Annotated in this window: 1 protein-coding gene; it reads left to right on the forward strand. The window is 42.5% G+C overall.

Going from position 1 to position 543, the window contains the following annotated elements; all coding sequences use genetic code 11:
* Nucleotides 1-543, forward strand: a 543-nt coding sequence (locus tag ACFQ0C_RS31620; RefSeq protein ID WP_379372860.1) for an IS110 family transposase, incomplete at both ends; no start/stop codon positions are given.

Consider the following 543-nt stretch of genomic DNA (forward strand, 5'->3'; position numbering starts at 1 on the left):
TCAAGATCTAGAATCCTTTACTGGTGAACGTCCGGCTGTTGTTTTAGAAGCAACGGGCCACTATCACAGTTCAATCATACAATTTTTAGATGAGCAGCATTATCTGTACATCATCATAAATCCATTAATTTCACACCAAGCGAAAAAGACTAATTTACGCAAGGTGAAAACGGACGTTGCTGATGCGTATCAGTTGGGGGAATTATTCTACAAAGAAGAGCTTGAGCCTTATAAAAAACGTGGTCAGTATCTAATGAATCTGCGTTTCCTGACACGCCAACATGAATCATTGACGGGTATGTATGTTCAGGCAAAGCTACAATTCCAGGCTGTGCTGGATCAGGTCTTTCCAGAGTATCATGGCGTTTTTGGCGACCTTTATTCGAAGGTGTCTCTTCGTTTCCTAGCTCAATATCCAACATCTCAATCTGTGCTAGAAATGTCTGAGGACACAATTACAGCGAACATAAAGCGCATTGTTGGACATGTCACCACGAACCGATGGTCCCATGAAAAGGCACAGCTACTCATAGCAGCAGCTGA

This window comes from Paenibacillus sp. GCM10027630 (assembly GCF_042676305.1).
GTDB lineage: Bacteria > Bacillota > Bacilli > Paenibacillales > NBRC-103111 > Paenibacillus_S.